Raw genomic sequence first — 16,245 nt, 5'->3', positions numbered from 1 at the left:
ATGAAAGGGATGATCGCCTGGTTTGCCAATAACTCGGTCGCTGCCAACCTGTTGATGGTGGTGATTCTCAGTATGGGGATCTGGTCGGTAGTAGAACTGATCCCGCTGGAAGTTTTCCCGGAGTTTGAGCGGGACACGGTGACGGTCGATGTTCGCTACCGTGGTGCGACCCCGGCCGAGGTGGAAGAGGCGGTGGTGATCCGCGTCGAAGAGGCGATCGCTGATCTGCAGGGGATTGAGGAGATCGTCTCCAGCGCCCGTGAGGGGAGCGCACAGGTGCGGATCGATGTCGAAAAAGGCACCGCTCCGCGTGAGTTGCTCGATGATATCAAGAACCGGGTCGATGGCATCAGTACCTTTCCTGATGATGTTGAACGGCCCAGCTATCAGGTTTCTCAATTCCGCCGCGAGGTGATTTCGGTGGTGGTCGCCGGTGCCTTGCCGGAGCAGGAGTTGCGGCGTCTCGGTGAACTGGTCCGTGATGATCTGACCGCGCTGCCGAATGTCAGTCAGGCCGACCTGGTGGCGGTGCGCCCCTACGAGATGTCGATCGAGGTCGACCAGCAGACCCTGGAAGCCTACGACCTGAGTCTGGATGCTATCGTTACGGCCATCCAGGGCTCCTCCGTTGACCTTCCGGCTGGGGCGATCAAAACTACCGGTGGCGAAATTCTGCTGCGTACCCGTGGTCAGGCCTACGACGCCCAGCAGTTTGCCCGTATTCCGCTGCGCAGTAACCTCGACGGTACCCAGCTCAAACTCGGTGACCTGGCGCTGATTCGCGACGGCTTTGATGAAGAGCCGCTGTTCGCCCTGTTCAACGGCCATCCGGCGGTGCTAATCGAAGTCTACCGAAGCGGCGATCAGAACGCTCTCGATGTCGGCAAGGCGGTGCGGGATTATGTGCTGGAAAAACAGCAGCAGCTGCCAGCGGGGATCAGTCTCGACTACTGGCGGGATCGCTCGAAGATTGTCAAGCTGCGCCTGAACACCCTGATGAATAACGCCATCCAGGGGGGACTCCTGATCTTTCTCGCCCTGACGCTGTTTTTGCGTTTTTCCATCGCCGTCTGGGTTTGTGTCGGTATCCCGATCAGTTTTATGGGGGCGCTGGCGATGATGCCGGTGCTCGGGGTGACCATCAACCTGGTCAGCCTGTTTGCCTTTATTCTGGTGCTCGGGATGGTGGTCGATGATGCCATAATCACCGGCGAAAATATTTATACCCACCTGAAAAAAGCAGGTGAATCGGTCGATTCGGTTATTCGTGGTGCCCAAGAAGTGGCGGTGCCGGTGACCTTCGGTTTGCTGACCACGGTGGCGGCCTTTTTGCCGCTGTTGTTCATGGAGGGGCGCCGCGGGCCGATCTTTGCCCAGATTCCGCTGATCATTATCCCGGTGCTCTGTTTTTCCTGGGTCGAATCGAAGCTGATTTTGCCCGCTCACCTGCGACATGTGAAATTGCACAAGAAAAAGCCCGGCCCGCTGCTGCGGCTGCAGGCCCGGATCGCTGATGCACTGGAAGCTTTTATCTCTAAATTCTACCAGCCGCTGTTGAAAAAAGCTCTCGAACGGCGCCTGCTGACCTTTGCCCTTTTCACCACCGCAGTATTGATCATCGTCAGTTTCGTCGTTAGTGGTCGCTATGGTTACAATTTCTTTCCCCGCATCCAGAGCGAAACCGCCCGGGCCACGCTGGTGATGCCAGCCGGGACCTCCATCGAGCAGACCAGTCTGCATGTCGAGCGGATGGGCGAGATCGCCGTCCAGTTGCAGGGGGAATTTCTGGAAGCGGACGGCTCCAGTTCGCTGGTGCGCAATATTCTGGTCAGTATCGGCTGGAGTGGCGGCGGTCGCCCAGGGCTGCGTGGCAATCCAGAGATCGGCCAGGTAACCATGGAGCTGGTGCCACCGGAAGACCGGATCAGTACGGTCACAACCAGCGAAATTGTCGCTGAATGGCGCAAGCGGATTGGTGCAATTCCGGGGGCCAAAGAGTTGACCTTCCGCGCCGAAATTGGTCGCAGCGGCAACCCGCTCGATGTTCAATTGACCGGTGCTGATTTTGCTCAATTGACCGAAGTTGCCGATGCCTTGAAGATCCGTCTGACAGAATATCCCGGGGTCTTTGATATTCAGGACAGCTTCGATCAGGGCAAACAGGAAATTCAGTTGCGGCTCAAGCCGGAAGCGCAGCTGCTCGGACTGCAAGCGGTCGATCTTGGCCGTCAGGTGCGCGCTGCCTTCTTCGGTGCCGAGGCACAGCGAATTCAGCGTGGTCGCGATGATGTGCGGGTGATGATCCGCTATCCGAAAGCGCAGCGGCAGAACCTGGCCAGTTTGGAAACAATGAAAATCCGCACCGCCGCCGGCATTGAGGTGCCCTTCAGCCAGGTCGCCGATCTTCAGCTCGGCAGCGGTTATTCAACCATCCGTCGGGTCGATCGTCATCGGGCGGTCAATGTCACCGCCGATGCGGAAAAAGAAAAAATCGACGTCAACCGGATTGCTGCCGATCTGCGCGTCTTCCTTGATGAGCTGCTGATCGACCATCCGGGGGTCCGCTACAGCTTCGAAGGGGAATTGCGCGAGCAGCGTGAATCGGTTGGCAGTCTGCTCTACGGGGTCGGCTTTGTGCTGTTCGCCATCTATGCGCTGCTGGCGATTCCGTTTCGCTCTTATCTGCAGCCTTTTATGGTCATGCTGGTGATCCCTTACAGTGTCGGTGGGGCGATCGTCGGCCATATGATCATGGGCATGAATCTCAGTTTCATGAGTTTGCTGGGGATTCTGGCGCTCTGTGGGGTGGTGGTCAATGACAGCCTGGTGCTGGTCGATTTTATCAACCGCAGGCGAAGGGAAGGGATGCCGCTGCTTGATGCGGTAGTGCTGGCCGGCGGCGCCCGTTTCCGGCCGATCCTGCTGACCTCGGTGACCACCTTCGTCGGTCTGGCGCCACTGCTTCTGGAAACCAGTACCCAGGCGCAGTTTCTGATCCCGATGGCGGTCTCCCTAGGCTTTGGAATCCTCTTTGGCACCCTTCTCAGTCTGCTGTTGGTGCCGGCCAGTTACCTGATTCTGGAGGATATTGTCAGGTTGTTCAGCAGCCAGCGGCAGGAGCCCCTGTCCGTCGATTCTATGCGCGAAAGTGAAACAGTTTAGGCTGCTTCACCTGTTAGCGCACAGGGTTTTCACTGTAAACCAGTTGACCGCCAGAACACCGGCCAGGCCGAGAATCCCGACCAGCTGCAATCCGCCTTGCAAGCCATCCCGGATCACATCCATCACCACCACGCCGAAAAAACAGACGGCAATGACCATATTGGCGGAAACCGTCCAGCCAACCTGACTGCGCCAGGCCCAGCTTAAAATATAGATATTCAGTAAGCCATAACCACCCGCCACATAGGCAAAGGTTTTGAGCCATTCGGAAGCGCTGCCGCTGTTGATAACGCTGACGGCATAGTAAACGAATACAAAAGAAGTGATGGCGCTGAACAGTGCGAAGCCGTTGCGCAGAATTTTATCCTGTTTGTTCATCCTTAAGTCCTTGTGTCGAGGGGTGGGCTGCTGGCGAGAAGCTTAACAAACATGCTGCAGAAAAGCCAAGCAGTGGTTGCTGTTCCCAAGTTTAGAACGCGTAGCTGAGTGACAATGAGCCGAAGCCGTGATGCTTCGGTTGCTGTTCAAATTCTCGCGTTCGCTGGGTGTAGGCCAAACTTAGCGAAAGCCGCTGAAAGCGTGTCGTCACCCCGGAAGACAGATCGGCGACCAGTGGTTCTTTGTCGACATGGTGGCTGCTGCGGAAACTGTTGCCGTCGAGAAAAATATCCCGTAACACCGCCCGTCCGTTTACTGCGCTAAACAGGTAAATGCTGAACCCGGAATCTTCGGTACTCCAGGTCGTTCCGGCCGGCCGAATCAAAGACACCGCAAAGCTTCGCGGGATATTCCAGCCAGCGCGGATTTCCAGTCCTGCATTAAGATAGGTCATGATATTCCCCACCGCGGCTCCGGTGTGGACAATGGCATCCGCACAAAAGCGCCGCTGGTGGCTGGGGTGATAGAGCCATTTACGCTCGAAGGCCAACGTCAGCCCCGGTTCATCTTTGAGTTGATGGTCCCACCCGTTCGGTCGCTGCAGACTGCGCAGCCGATGCACCAGTTTCTGCGCATCTTCGCCCAGAGAGGCCGGTCCGACCATGCCGAACTGTACTTCCAGCGTATCCATCTGGCTCCAGGTTTTTCCCGCGTCACTTTTTCGATGATAAGCCGTCGACAGGTAGCTGTAGCCGGCGTAAGGACGGTCATTGCTGATCAAATCAAAGCGACTGATATCCTGCGGGGTGTACATATTCTGTCCGAAGGCCAGCTCAACTTTGTGGCCGGTTTCTGCGGGGGCGTTTTTAATCAGCGGGATTTTGTGGAAGAGGTCCAACACCTTGCGCGGGATGTGTGCCGTTCGACTCAGTGGCGCATGCGGGGCGAGGTCGGGAGAAACGATGGAATATTTCATGCCGTTGGTGTAGTCGCTGTCGGTGCCGATAAACAGGTCATTTTCAAAATAGAAGCTGTGCGTCCAGAGATTGTCCGCACAAAAGGCGGTGAGCGGAACACCCAGCATGAGCAGTAGCGCAAGAAGAACTCGGGGCATGGAACCCTCCCTGGTATTAGTGGCCGATTGCAGTGTTGCGAATGTGTTGGAGATCTAAGTGATAGCATTAATTAGCACGAACTGGCAGGAAAAAGTCGGCACCAGCGAAATACCAATGGAAGCCTTGACTTTGCACATGGTTGGAGAGGGAAATGTCCCGCTCATTATGTTCAGCTTGAAAAAACGTTAAAAGCTGAGGATAGTTGTCGGGCGGATTGTTAAGATTCTTGACAGGTTTACTGATGTGGGGGATGATTGAACATTAGAAGTATCGTAGAATTACGTTCACATGAGGAATACAACCTATGCAGAAGACTCTCATCTTGCTTGTTGCGTTGTTACTTGTTTCGTTTTCTCCCGTGTACTCTCAGCATCCGGAACCGCCAAAACAATTGGCGAAGTTGTTCGCTGCGGTCGTTGAGATCGAAGATGCGGTCGATGACGGAGACTGGAAGCAGGCTCGCAAATCGGTTGCGCAGATTGAAAAGGCGTTGATGACGATTGGACCATCCGTTCGAAAAACCGCCGGAGACAATACATATCAGGCCCTGGGCTCCGCCGTAGCGCACCTGAAAAAGGAGCTCGAAGCTAAGAATAAGTCTTCCCTTTCGCCGGTGCTACTCGATCTGCAGAAGGTGGTTTTTCATACCATGGCGTTTTATCGCTACCATGTCCATCCGGCTTTTACGGTCATTCAAGAGTATGTCGATGAAGCGGTTGAGGCGGCGCAGGAAAAGAATTTTTCACGGGTGGTTCACGAGATGAAAGAAGTCGCCAATATCGTCACTGTGACGACAAAAATCATGATGGCGAAGGGAATAGGCAAAGGGATGCAGACGGATTTGCGCAGTTACCTTGTTGCGGTTGTTGCGGCAGCCGAGGCGAAAGATCAAGAACGGGCATTGCAGAGCTTGCAAAAAATGGAAGTTCTCACCGGGGCGTTTGTCTGGATGGGGGCTCAGCAATAGCAGGTGCTGCTGCTTATTTGAATAAACCCTGTGACTAACAACGATTTAAACCCTCTGCTTTTTATTATTGAAAAAGCAGGGGGTTTTTTTATCAGAAATGACGGACTCGAATCTGTGCATCATTGTCGTTCTGTTGTTCCGGGGCGGTCATTCCGTACTGCTGGAAATTGTCCAGCGGGACCTGCATCGCCAGCATGCCGAAGGAGGTAACCGCTAGTAGGGCGAGAAATGCCGCTCCCATGGCAACCCGCTTGCCCGGACTCACCGCGTAGTAGCGAGCCTTTTCGGCCGCAGAGCGTTTGGATGATGAATAAACCTGGAAGCTGCCCATGATAATTACCAGGGCGATAATCGGTGACCAGGTGTAATAGAAGAGTCCGACCGCGCCGATCAGTCCGACAATCCAGAGTTTGGGGCTAATCACGCCGATGATGCGTCCGCCATCCAACGGAGAGATCGGTAGCAGGTTAAACAGATTGAGCAGAAATCCGGACATTGCCAGAGCGAACCAGAACGGGTTTCCGGTGACAAAGCCGGCCCCGGCGCAGCCGATCGCCCCCAGAGTGCCGAGCAGCGGCCCGCCGTACGCCATCACCGCTTCGGCAAAAGCATTTTGCGGCATCTGTTTCATGCCGATGTAGGCACCCATAAAAGGGATGAACATTGGTGCCGTTGCCTTGATCCCCATCATCCGCAACGCAAACACATGCCCCATTTCATGGATAAACAGCAGGGCAACAAAACCGACCGCAAATGGCCAGCCCCAGAAAACGGCATAGGCCCAGATGCTGATTAGCATGGTGATAAAGGTTTTGAACTTGCCGATCTGCAGGATTACGCCGAGATATTTAAGCTTGCTGAACAGGTAGAACAGCAGCAGGCCCACCGGCCCGAGTTTGCGCAGCAGGCCCTTTTTTCGCGCTGGTGGTTGATAGTCTGGCTGGTCGGTACTTGGCAGGTCATTTTCCGAATCGAGCTGGGGGTCATTCATTGTCATATCCAAATGGAGTAAGGTTGTTAATTTATTCTCTCAGCATAAGGCATTTCGCAGCCGGTCGCTACCAGCATTCGGTGGAATTAATTTAACCCCTGTCAGTGCGGAGGTGAAAAGTTGCACAAACTATTCTTAAAAATCGCTTTTCCTTCGCCGTCGTTACCGATATAATAAAAATAAAACATTGTCTCAAATCTGAAAATGGAGATATCTTTCCTATGCAGCACCAGCAGTCAATAGCCTATTTTAAGCTGTTTTACGAAACGGCTCAGACGATCCTTTCCTCGTCCTCTTTGCAGGTCACGCTCGATACCCTGGTCGAGCGTTCGGTTGCCGCGCTAAAAGTAAAAGGTGGAAGTTTGCGACTGGTCAATGAGCAGAGCCACCAGCTGGAACAGGTTGCTTCCTGTGGCTTGAGCGAGCGCTACCTCAGCAAGGGCTCGCTCAGTAGCGACCAGAGCGTGCCAGCGGTGCTCGGCGGGGAGGTGGTCTGCATTCAGGATGCTTACAGTGACCCGCGGATTCAGTACCGTGACGAACTGCGTGCCGAGGGGATTAACACCATGTTGTCGCTGCCGCTCGAAGCTTCAGGGACGGCGATCGGTGTGTTACGGCTTTACAGTGCCGAACGCCGGGACTTCTGTGCCGAAGAGATCGAACTGGTTGCGGCGATGGCCGAACTTGGTGGCCTGGCGATTGTCAACGCCAAGCTCTACGAAGCTGAAGGGGTCAAACTTTCGACTTTGCTGCGGGATGTCGGCGTCGAGCTGTCAACTGCAGTGGTTGAGGTTGAACAGCAGGTTGGTGCCTTTGCCGCCGATGCGGGGGAGGCAGAGCACAGCCTCGAATATTTCCGCGCCCTGCACGAAATTACCCGCGCGATCCTCTCGACTCTCGATTCTAAAGAGGTGATGAAGCTGATTGTTGAGCGGGTCACCGGACTGCTGCATGTCAAGGCCGCTGCCCTGAGACTTATCAATGAATCGACCAATGAATTAGAACTCCTCGCTTGCCGGGGTCTCAGTGAACGATTTCTGACCAAGGGGCCGCCGCACGCCGACAGGAGTATTCTGGAAACTCTTTCCGGAGTGCCGGTGTTGATCGCTGATACGAGCAGCGACCCGCGCCTCGAATACCCAGTGGAAACCGTCGCCGAAGGGATCGCTTCGATTCTCTCGCTGCCGATTATTGCCCAGCGTCGGGTAATAGGTGTCCTGCGGGTCTATTCGGCGCACAAGCGGGCCTACAATCAGGAGGACGTTGCCTTTCTGTCGGCGGTCGCCGAGGTTGCCGGGGTGGTCATTATGAACGCCAAGCTTTACGAAAAGACGCAGTATGATCTGTCGTTTTGGAATGCTACGCTGGGCTATCTTCAGGATGGAGATTCGTGACAGGAGACAGAAGCGCAAGATTAATGGGCCGGTTGCTTTACGCCGCCGGCTTTTTTGTTTTTTGTCTGTCAGTCAGAAGTCCGCAGACTCAAGAGGTAGATGGTCACGCCGATAGCAATGGCGAAGAGCAGCAGTTTAACCCACAGTAGCGGCACGAAAAGCAGAGCCGAAATGGAAATTGACAGCCACAGCAGAAAAATCGCGGTCCTTCTGGAGCGCCGCGGGATTCCCGAACCGTCAAGATAGCCACGCACCATAGGGCCAAGATGATTGTGTTGCAGCAGCCAGCGGTAGCATTTTTCGGAACTGCGGGCAAAGCAGGCGGCCGCAAGCAGGAGGAGTGGCACGGTCGGCAGCAGCGGCAGGAAAATTCCGAGCACCGCCAGTGCCGTACATAGAACACCGCAGCTCAGCAGGCACCATTTTAGCGCCGGGCTGCGGGTCAGGTTGTGGTTTGGAGTCTTCATTGCGATTATGGCTGACCAAGAGGCTCAGGGTTATATTTATAGCATCCTATGTGACCCTTGCGATAACTGCAATGGGCCGACAAGTTTTTGCTTCCCGGATTCAATTTAATACGCCGCTGGGGCCTTTATTTGAGGCACGGACTGGTTTTTAACGAAGCAATTTAGATCTCTGTTTGAGTCGGTGATTGCTCTTGTCCACGCAGAAATTCATTCAGGTTAAAGTTCTTTTTTGCCTGCTCTCGTTCTGTCGTACTAAAGCCCGCAACTCTTGCAGAGTTTTTATCAAGGTATAAAGCGATCCCCAGCAAACGCATCCGCTCGGGCTTGGCTTTTGCGTATTTTGCCTGAATCGCGTATGGCCAGGCGCAAAGTGGGTCCTTCTGGTTCAGCAAATCCGCATACCTAAGGCCCGCCTGAAGATAGAGGGGGGCGCCGCCCTGCTGATATAACCATTCGCAGATCTCCGCCAATTGATATAAGGGGGGGAGAAATGGTTTTTCCAGGCTCGGTATGTGCAGCCAGGCTTTTCGAATCAACCCCAAGGCTGCTTCCGAGTTCCCTGCCAGCCCGGCACTAATACCTTCGGCGAGAAATGTTTCGTAACCTAGCCCGAATCTCGTTATAAATTCATGAATCTGTTTGGCAAAAAGCTCCTGGCGACCGAAGTGGCTGTATTGAATCGCCAGGTAGGGCAAAAAGCTTCGGTGATAATGCTCTCCGGAGCTGACCCGTGAAAAATGATGATTTTCTTCGTACTGCTTGTTTTTGCAACTCAAATAGGTGTCGATAAATTTTTTCTTATACCGATCTTGAGCCGCGGTCAGATAGCCTTGATCGAAGCGCCCGTTGCGATCAACGAGTCGCCGCAAAACGAATTCTGCAGAATCTGGTTGACCGCTGCGCTGAGCAAACCAGTCGTCAATCTGTTGCTCTGTCTTGCCTTCTATCCTCAGCCCGAATAATGCAGCACGCCAGCTATCGTCAGAAACTTTTGCTGGCGGCAGGTTGTCAAAGACCGCCCAGGCTTGCTGATGCTGACCGAACAGGTGTAAATACCGGATGTAGTCGGAATAAGCAAAGCCGGCCTGATAGCGGCGGATTAAAAGGAGTAGCTGCTCGGCGGCGCTCTGGAAATCGCCTTCGATCAAACTGAGTAAAGCGGAGGAATACATTTCCGCGCTGGACCCGGTCTGAAATCCCTGGGCTACTTGATAAAATCCTGCCGCCGGTTCGACCAGACCGAGCTGATAAAAGAGCTTTCCGGCACGATAAGCATCCTTGGAAAGGCCAACGCTGGCAGTAGGGTCCGGTTCCGCAAATGGAGCAAAGTTGCTCATCAGTTCAGCTGCTTCATCCAATCGGTCTTGACGGATCAACATTTCCGCCAACTCCAGGTAGCTTTGCCATTCCCGGGGCTGCAGCGTTATTGCTGCACGATAATATCTCTCAGCTTCCTCGCCATCCCCCTGTCGCTCACTAATTTGAGCCAGTAAAGATTGCCGTTGCGGGTGGCCAACAAACCGCCGTGCTAATTTATCGAGCAGGGCTGCCCGTTTTTCTTCCCTGCCAGGATTATTGTAGAAGTCGTAAAGTACGCGTGCGATTTTGAAATTGTCGTGGGTATAGATGAGCGAATTTTCCAGGGCAACGTATCTCTCCGAACCGATGGCCCAATAAGAACGTTTGGGGAAATCTTTTTGGAAAACAGCCAGCTTACGTTTTATTGTTTGCCCCTGTGCCCAGAATCCGCTCAAATCGCGCAGCCGGTTTGCCTCCTTGTTGAGCTGGTCTTTTTCCGCTTTACGGCTGTTTTTCGCTTTAATTCTGAGTGCTTCGCTTTTCAGATAAGTCAGGTAAGGGTGTCCTTCGTAGCTGGCCGAATAGTCCCGCAGTTTATTCAGTCCACGATCAGCGAGGTGCTGCAAAATGACTGATTTCGCCACTGAATCGATCAAATTCGCTTCGCTGGTGAGATAGAGCAAATCCAGATAGTCGCTTTTGCGCAACGCGCTGTCGTGCCCCGCTGCGAAGAGTTGTGATCCCTCGGTCGTCAAAATCCGCCTGTAATGCTCATAGGCGACCAATTCAACTGTCGCTCCCTGGAGAGGAGATTCGCCCAATACGAGCTGACTGGTCAGCAGACTTTCGGCGGTAAAGCCGGCAATCGGAAAAGCCTCATCGAGCATATTTTTGATGACCATATTCGGCTGTGTCTGCCAAATCCAGTTGTTCAACAACCGTCGTTTCAGGAGTGGTCCCCATTCTTGGTTGGTGCCGATTATTTCGGCGATGGCCGTATCATCCAGCGGCCGCTGGGTAAAGCTCCAAAGCAGGTCCTTGTATTCGATATCCGCGAGAAGCTTTTTGAGAGGGGTGGTGATGTTTCCCCGCAGTTGCTGAACTTCAGCCAGGTTGCCGTTCAGCAGGGCAAGAAAAGTTTTTTCAGCAATCGAATTTGCTTGGCCGAGAAATTTGATAGCAGCGGGTCGGCGATGGAGATGAAATAGAGCCCGCGCAATCAACAGTGAGCGCTCTGGGTGATCCTTTGAAAGACTCCAGGCCGCAACGAGCGAACGCTCGAACAGGTTTTCCTTTGCGACGGTCTGTTTTGGGTGCAAAAGACCAAATAGCTGCAGATAATACGCGTTTGCCAGAACTGATGGTTTGTTTGCGGCAAACAGCTCCGAAGGCGTTGTCGGCAGGTTCGGCAGTTCGGTTGATTTTGCCAGCGGATCAGCTTGCCGCTCTGTTAATGCAATCCCGACCTCCTTTAACAGATTGTCAATTTCCGGCAGTGCAACCATAAACGGCAGCTGCCTATCGGAAAACGCCAGCCCCTCACTGTGAACCTGAGCGGCTGGCTCAGCAGCTTCAAATTGGCCATTTTTCTCCTTGCTCAACCGCATTATGCTGAACGTTAAGCGCATGTTTTCGTCATGCCCGACAGCAGGGATAAGGATCTGACTCACCTTTAGTTCCTTGCCCAGAGAGATGATCTCTTCGCTCGTATAGGTTCTTTTTTGCTCCCCCAAGGCACGTGCTATTAATGTCGGGTTCGGCAATTCGAAGCCACTCTCAGCAAGTCGCTGGTGGATGAAGCGGGTCAGCAAGGAACGACCAGGGCGATCAATGGCATAGCCATTAACCTGGACCGGGGCCAGCAAAGTCCCATAATGATTCTTAGCAATAACCTCTCGATATGACGCCTTTTGCTTTTCTAGCCACGAAGAAAGCGGCCGCTGTTTCTGCGTGGCTTCAGTTAAAGCCAGATCGATCGGCCAGCCGGTTGGAATGGCCTGCGGAGGCTCAGTCTTTACAACTTCGGGATGATGAAGATTTTTTTTCGCTGGGGCTGGTGTGGTCGTCGCCGTGGGGTAATTGTAAATGATTTGTACCGGCATCGCTCCTTTAACCAAGTTTAGTTCTTCGCCACGAACACCGAAAAGACCTGAAGTGGCCCATACTTTTTGTTGTTTGCTGTCCGCTTGCCAAAACTGGTTTCCCCAGTCTTTATGCTTGACCTGGACGGTGTGCTCATCGATCTTGGCGAGCGAAAAGTTCTCTTTTGCCGCCAAGTTCAACATTTCGTAAGTGAGTGTGGCTTGTTGCGACTCAAGCTTGCAGGAGAGAACAACGGGGATCAGCTGCAAATGAAAATTCCCGGCAATATCCTGTTTGATGTTTCGAACCATCGACGGGACCTTAAAGCCGCCTTCCTCACCAAAGACACCTTGTCCCACACGATAGAGAGTCTTTTCCGTTAGGTTCAGTTCAAAATAACGGTTAGACCAATCATGTCTTTTGAACTGAATGCGTTCATCACCGAGTCGAACCAGATCCCATTCGGAAGCAGCAGTAACCGAGCGCCCAGCCAGTGAAAGCTCGATTTTGGGTTCAGTTGCATCTAAAATTAAACTCAGTTCGGCTTCGGTCAGAATGTCGATGGGCTCGGCATGCGCGTGAACGTAAGCAACGAACGAGAGGCCGATGGCAAGCAGCAGGATCAGGCGGTGCGAAATTTTCATACTCTCCCTCTTTCTCTTGTTTTGAATAGAGGCCAGTATCCTAGACACCCCTCGATTTGTCAAAACTTAGCAGTTGTCGGCTTTTGCCAGTAAACAGCTGAAATCCGTTTGCTAAATAGGGCCTCAACTGCTAATGTTCGGGCATCTATTCTCAGGGCGGGGTGAAACTCCCCACCGGCGGTATCTCAATACGAGGAGCCCGCGAGCGCTTTTATCATCGGGATAAAAGGTCAGCAGATCTGGTGCGAAACCAGAGCCGACGGTTATAGTCCGGACGGAAGAGGATACGACAGCGCAGCAATCGTTTTGTGATTGCCCCTGCCTATCGTTTCGCCCTGATTCAGGTTTGCCTTATGGAGACTTACCATGGATCAGAATCTAAACCACCTGTTTGGCCCCTCAGAACAACGCGTTGAACGCGCCCTCGCTGCCCTGCAAAATGGCCAGGGGGTGCTGGTGACCGATGACGAAGATCGCGAAAATGAAGGCGATGTCATCTATGCTGCCGAATCGCTGACCAAAGAGCAAATGGCCCTGTTGATTCGCGAATGCAGCGGCATTGTCTGTCTTTGTTTGACCGAGGAGAAGATTGCCCAGCTGCAGCTGCCGATGATGGTGGAAGAGAACAACAGTCAGTACGGAACGGCTTTCACGGTGAGTATCGAAGCTGCCGAGGGCGTGACCACCGGTGTTTCCGCTGCTGATCGCTTAACGACCGTCAAGGCCGCCATTGCCAACGGCGCCGGGCCGCAGGATCTGCATTGTCCCGGTCATGTTTTTCCCTTGCGTGCCCGTAACGGTGGCGTGCTGGAACGGCGCGGGCACACCGAGGCGACGGTCGATCTGATGAAACTGGCCGGTCTCAGCCCTTATGGCGTGCTATGTGAAGTGACCCTGCCCAATGGGGAGATGGCTCGCATGCCGGAGCTGGTCAAGTTTTCCGAAGCCCACTACATGCCGCTGGTGACGATCGAAGATATTGCCCAATACCGGACGGCGCAACTCGAGCGACAGCAGGCTGTTTGAAATCTGATTGAGACCAAATTGAAGATTTGAATAAAGGGGCCAGGCAGCTTATTTGAATGAGCTGTCTGGCCTTTTATTATACTTTACGGTTGTTCTGGTATCGGAAAGTGTGAATAATGGTTAATATAGTGAAGGTAACAAGCTAATCGATTAAAAACAACCTCGGTGTCATCGACATCGATTCCTGAAAGGAGGCGTATGTCACAGGTTCTGATCTGTTGTCCGCACTGCGAATATCGTAAAGAGTTCGATCAAAGTAAAATCCCAACAACGGCGCAACGCGTCAAATGCCCGCGTTGCAAGCAGGCCTTTGATTTGGCCGCTGCCATCTCGCCGCTCGAAAATCAACCTGAAATTGACGTACCGATTCTAACCGCTGACGAAGTTGCAGCAACCATCAAAAGCCCAATCGTCGACGCTGCCGATGAAGAGTTGACGGCCTCGGTTGCAGTGCCGCTTTCACCTCCTCCGCCGGTCGAGCCGCGTCCGCCCGTTCCCCCGCGTCCACCGGTTGAACCGCGCGAGATCAACTTCGTTTTCCATGGCACCGCCAAGGAATATTTCGGCATCTGGATCGTCAATACCTTGCTGAAAATCGTCACCCTTGGCATCTATACCCCGTGGGCTAAGGTTCGCAAGCGCAGCTATTTTTATGGTTGTACCCAGCTCGATGGAATGAACTTCGACTACCTGGCCAACCCGATTGCGCTGCTCAAGGGCTGGTTGCTCGGTGCGGTGTTGTTTTTGCTCTATTCCTTGGGTGCCAACTTCAGCCCGATTCTCAGTATGGTCATCGGTGCACTGGTTTTTATTCTGATGCCGTGGGTCATCGTCCGTTCGCGACTGTTTAATAATCGTAATTCGGCGCACCGGAATATCCGTTTCAACTTTTATCCCGATTACAAGGGCGCCTATTTCGCCTATCTTCTGTTGCCGCTGCTGACCCCGTTGACTCTCGGATTATTGACCCCTTATATGCTCTTTCGGCAGAAACAGTTTCTAGTTGGCAACAACAGTTTTGGCAAGACCCCGTTCAAGTTTTTTGCTACCAGCAAAGATTACTACCTGCTCTGTTTACGCGGTCTCGGTTTGGTTGTGCTGCTGGTGATCGGTGGCTTTGCCATGTTCGGTTCGCTGCTGCCGATGTTGCAGGGGCTGGGCTCGAACGCCGGAGCTGCCGTGCCGCTGCTGGCCTTTGTTATTCCGTTTGTCTTTATTAGTGGTTACCTGCTGGTTGTGCTCTATTACTATGTGCGTTTGACCAACCTGACCTGGAACAGTACCCGCCTCGGCAAGCATCGTTTTACTTCCAACCTGAAAGTTCTGGAGATCTGTTGGATCTTTTTCTCCAGCGGATTGGCTATTATCATTTCCTTCGGCCTGCTGACACCCTGGGCGACCATCCGTTTGACCCGTTATCGTTTGCAGAATATGTCGGTGATTGCCCATGGTGACCTCGAAGAGTTCGAAACCGCCAATCGCGCTGACGTCAGCGCCGCGGCAGAAGAAATTGGCGATATTTTCGGCATGGATATCGGTCTCTGATGGAAAGTCGTGGTGATTATTTCGACGGACAAAGTTCCGTTCGGCAACACGTCAACCTGCGGTTGACTGCGGCGCAGCTGACCATCAGTGGAGAACAACTTGAATTGAGTCTGCCGCTGACGGAACTGCGCCTGTCGGATGCGCTTGGCAATGTCAACCGGTCGATTTATCTGCCGGATGGCAGCAAGTGCGAAATCCGCAACGCTGCTTTTGCTTTGGCGCTGCAAAAACAGCTCGGCAGCGGGGGCTTTTTTAGCCAGGTGCATCGTTTTGAAACCAGCCTCAAATTGGCTTCTCTGGCGCTGCTCCTGACCGCTGTGGTGGTTTTGATTTTTATCCGTTTCGGAATCCCGGTACTCGCCGAGCGGATGGCGTACGCCATTCCCCCGGCCGCTGAAATCCGCATGGGCGAAGAGGCCTTTGCCATGCTCGATAAGGGGTTCTTCAGCGAAAGCGGTCTGCCAGACTGGCGGCAGGAGGAAGCTCGGGTTCTGTTTCGCCGCGTTCTCTCCGGCTTGGAACAGGACCAGCGCGACTATCGACTGATGTTTCGCGAATCGCAGGCTCTGGGAGCAAATGCTCTCGCTTTGCCGGGTGGGACGGTAGTCGTCACCGATGGTTTTATGCAGTTGGTTGGTGAGGATGAAGAATTGATCGCTGTGCTGGCGCACGAGATCGGTCATATCCGTCAGCGGCATGCGCTGCGGAAGATTATTCAGAATTCCACCGCCGGGCTGTTGATCGCTACCCTCACCGGCGACCTGCTTTCGGCCAGTTCTCTGGCGGCCGCCCTGCCGACCATGTTGGTTGATGCCAAGTTCTCGCGTGACATGGAGCGCGAGGCGGATGATGTTGCCATCGACTATTTGCAGCAGGAGCAGATTTCGCTGCAACATTTCGCCACCATTTTGCAAGAGTTGCAGAGTTCGGCCGGTAGAACTGCCCCTGAAGAAAAGAAAAGCTCGTCTGCCCTGGAGTATCTCTCGACCCATCCGGCAACCCGGGAGCGGATTGAACGGCTCGAAAGTTACCGCTGACAGCTGTCTCACATTTAAAATAGTAACAAGGGCAGGTAACTGGTAAATCAAAGTTGTCTGTCCTTTTTTTGTCCCCTATACCTGGTTGTACCGTATAAATCCTCTGCTATGCTTGAGTCGGTTCTATTTTTCTCATTA

General features: G+C 53.5%; 12 protein-coding genes and 1 riboswitch. Of the genes, 7 read left to right on the top strand and 5 right to left on the bottom strand.

Annotated features, from left to right (window positions below; all coding sequences use genetic code 11):
- Complete coding sequence (locus ACZ5PT_RS02530; protein ID WP_464265240.1) at nt 1-3,162, top strand: efflux RND transporter permease subunit; 3,162 nt, start codon at nt 1-3, stop codon at nt 3,160-3,162.
- Nucleotides 3,163-3,168: 6 nt separating this feature from the next.
- Here the strand turns inward: ACZ5PT_RS02530 and ACZ5PT_RS02525 are convergent, their stop codons facing one another.
- Both ACZ5PT_RS02525 and ACZ5PT_RS02520 read right to left on the bottom strand, forming a co-directional pair.
- Nucleotides 3,169-3,540: a hypothetical protein gene (locus ACZ5PT_RS02525; RefSeq protein WP_464265239.1), complete on the bottom strand. Its 372-nt coding sequence runs from the start codon at nt 3,538-3,540 to the stop codon at nt 3,169-3,171.
- Nucleotides 3,541-3,631: 91 nt separating this feature from the next.
- Nucleotides 3,632-4,654, bottom strand: a complete 1,023-nt coding sequence (locus tag ACZ5PT_RS02520) for a lipid A deacylase LpxR family protein (RefSeq protein WP_464265238.1) — start codon at nt 4,652-4,654, stop codon at nt 3,632-3,634.
- A gap of 58 nt (nt 4,655-4,712) precedes the next feature.
- Between ACZ5PT_RS02520 and ACZ5PT_RS02515 the strand changes: the two genes are divergently transcribed.
- Nucleotides 4,713-4,844, top strand: coding sequence for a hypothetical protein (locus ACZ5PT_RS02515; RefSeq protein ID WP_464265237.1), 132 nt, complete (start codon nt 4,713-4,715; stop codon nt 4,842-4,844).
- Between the two features lie 115 nt (nt 4,845-4,959).
- Nucleotides 4,960-5,622, top strand: a complete 663-nt coding sequence (locus ACZ5PT_RS02510; RefSeq protein ID WP_464265236.1) for a hypothetical protein — start codon at nt 4,960-4,962, stop codon at nt 5,620-5,622.
- A gap of 91 nt (nt 5,623-5,713) precedes the next feature.
- Here ACZ5PT_RS02510 and ACZ5PT_RS02505 read toward each other — a convergent pair whose 3' ends face one another.
- The gene (locus ACZ5PT_RS02505) at nt 5,714-6,613 is read right to left on the bottom strand and encodes a site-2 protease family protein (protein WP_464265235.1); all 900 of its coding nucleotides are present in this window, start codon (nt 6,611-6,613) and stop codon (nt 5,714-5,716) included.
- Between the two features lie 221 nt (nt 6,614-6,834).
- On the opposite strand from ACZ5PT_RS02505, the gene ACZ5PT_RS02500 reads away from it, so the two are divergent.
- Nucleotides 6,835-8,007, top strand: coding sequence for a GAF domain-containing protein (locus ACZ5PT_RS02500; protein WP_464265234.1), 1,173 nt, complete (start codon nt 6,835-6,837; stop codon nt 8,005-8,007).
- Between the two features lie 68 nt (nt 8,008-8,075).
- Here ACZ5PT_RS02500 and ACZ5PT_RS02495 read toward each other — a convergent pair whose 3' ends face one another.
- Nucleotides 8,076-8,474, bottom strand: a complete 399-nt coding sequence (locus tag ACZ5PT_RS02495; protein ID WP_464265233.1) for a YbaN family protein — start codon at nt 8,472-8,474, stop codon at nt 8,076-8,078.
- A 161-nt stretch (nt 8,475-8,635) separates the two neighbouring features.
- Nucleotides 8,636-12,499 (bottom strand): tetratricopeptide repeat protein, encoded by a 3,864-nt coding sequence (locus tag ACZ5PT_RS02490; RefSeq protein ID WP_464265232.1) that lies wholly within the window; start codon nt 12,497-12,499, stop codon nt 8,636-8,638.
- Nucleotides 12,500-12,642: 143 nt separating this feature from the next.
- A riboswitch (FMN riboswitch) is annotated at nt 12,643-12,789 on the top strand.
- Nucleotides 12,790-12,865: 76 nt separating this feature from the next.
- On the opposite strand from ACZ5PT_RS02490, the gene ribB reads away from it, so the two are divergent.
- The 3 genes from ribB (at nt 12,866) to ACZ5PT_RS02475 (ending at nt 16,107) form a co-directional block, all read left to right on the top strand.
- Nucleotides 12,866-13,525, top strand: a complete 660-nt coding sequence (ribB, locus tag ACZ5PT_RS02485) for a 3,4-dihydroxy-2-butanone-4-phosphate synthase (RefSeq protein ID WP_464265231.1) — start codon at nt 12,866-12,868, stop codon at nt 13,523-13,525.
- Nucleotides 13,526-13,723: 198 nt separating this feature from the next.
- Nucleotides 13,724-15,070: a DUF898 family protein gene (locus ACZ5PT_RS02480; RefSeq protein ID WP_464265230.1), complete on the top strand. Its 1,347-nt coding sequence runs from the start codon at nt 13,724-13,726 to the stop codon at nt 15,068-15,070.
- Nucleotides 15,070-16,107 carry a M48 family metallopeptidase gene (locus tag ACZ5PT_RS02475; RefSeq protein WP_464265229.1) on the top strand — a complete coding sequence of 346 codons (1,038 nt, stop codon included), beginning with the start codon at nt 15,070-15,072 and terminating at the stop codon, nt 16,105-16,107. The genes ACZ5PT_RS02480 and ACZ5PT_RS02475 overlap by 1 nt, the downstream gene beginning before the upstream one ends.
- The last annotated feature ends 138 nt before the right edge of the window (nt 16,108-16,245 follow it).

The organism is Desulfuromusa ferrireducens (assembly GCF_055389805.1).
The sequence above is the reverse complement of the archived record's forward strand: the minus strand, read 5'-3'. Positions and strand labels throughout refer to the sequence as shown.

Bases quoted from the DNA above. Each gene is read 5' to 3' on its own strand.
- ACZ5PT_RS02480 (WP_464265230.1), top strand. From the start codon at position 13,724: ATGTCACAGGTTCTGATCTGTTGTCCGCACTGCGAATATCGTAAAGAG.
- ribB (WP_464265231.1), top strand. From the start codon at position 12,866: ATGGATCAGAATCTAAACCACCTGTTTGGCCCCTCAGAACAACGCGTT.
- ACZ5PT_RS02530 (WP_464265240.1), top strand. From the start codon at position 1: ATGAAAGGGATGATCGCCTGGTTTGCCAATAACTCGGTCGCTGCCAAC.
- ACZ5PT_RS02495 (WP_464265233.1), bottom strand. From the start codon at position 8,474: ATGAAGACTCCAAACCACAACCTGACCCGCAGCCCGGCGCTAAAATGG.
- ACZ5PT_RS02505 (WP_464265235.1), bottom strand. From the start codon at position 6,613: ATGAATGACCCCCAGCTCGATTCGGAAAATGACCTGCCAAGTACCGAC.
- ACZ5PT_RS02520 (WP_464265238.1), bottom strand. From the start codon at position 4,654: ATGCCCCGAGTTCTTCTTGCGCTACTGCTCATGCTGGGTGTTCCGCTC.
- ACZ5PT_RS02490 (WP_464265232.1), bottom strand. From the start codon at position 12,499: ATGAAAATTTCGCACCGCCTGATCCTGCTGCTTGCCATCGGCCTCTCG.
- ACZ5PT_RS02475 (WP_464265229.1), top strand. From the start codon at position 15,070: ATGGAAAGTCGTGGTGATTATTTCGACGGACAAAGTTCCGTTCGGCAA.
- ACZ5PT_RS02525 (WP_464265239.1), bottom strand. From the start codon at position 3,540: ATGAACAAACAGGATAAAATTCTGCGCAACGGCTTCGCACTGTTCAGC.
- ACZ5PT_RS02510 (WP_464265236.1), top strand. From the start codon at position 4,960: ATGCAGAAGACTCTCATCTTGCTTGTTGCGTTGTTACTTGTTTCGTTT.
- ACZ5PT_RS02500 (WP_464265234.1), top strand. From the start codon at position 6,835: ATGCAGCACCAGCAGTCAATAGCCTATTTTAAGCTGTTTTACGAAACG.